Origin of the sequence: Liquorilactobacillus capillatus DSM 19910 (assembly GCF_001434915.1) — a bacterium.
Lineage (GTDB): Bacteria > Bacillota > Bacilli > Lactobacillales > Lactobacillaceae > Liquorilactobacillus > Liquorilactobacillus capillatus.
Genome location: NZ_AZEF01000057.1, coordinates 1 through 428, shown reverse-complemented (window position 1 = coordinate 428; position 428 = coordinate 1). Strand labels below are relative to the sequence as shown.

The following is a 428-nucleotide window of genomic DNA, read 5'->3' as shown; positions in this document are numbered from 1 at the left end:
AGAAACTTGTTTAACCGTTGCATATTGTGCAAGGTTGTATTTTGATTGTTTTAACTGAAATACTGGTGTGATAATTTCTTCTGGAATAACTGCGGCCGCTCCTGATGTTGTAATACCATCACGTAATTCACCACGTGAACGAATATAATCTTCAAATGAACGTGTTTCTGTCTTTGTTTCTGTCTGCTTTTCTGGATCAATAATTGTTTTCTTTGTCATGGTATCATCTTCCTTTTCTTTATTGATAAATTTTTCATAACTACGTGTATCTACTTGAACATTGGTATCGTCATATGCTGGCACAGCGACAACGGACACATCAAACAAGCTCTTAACTGCATTAATCGTTCTTGTAATGTTTCCATCATCATCTTTTGTCCATGTATCTGTACCATCATTCACTTCAAAACCAAAACTGCATGAATCAA

General features: G+C 35.3%; 1 protein-coding gene. It reads right to left on the bottom strand.

Translation table 11 applies throughout. The annotated features are described in order from the left end of the window. On the bottom strand, positions 1-428 hold a 428-nt coding region (locus tag FC81_RS10135), incomplete at both ends, for a phage major capsid protein (RefSeq protein WP_157054800.1).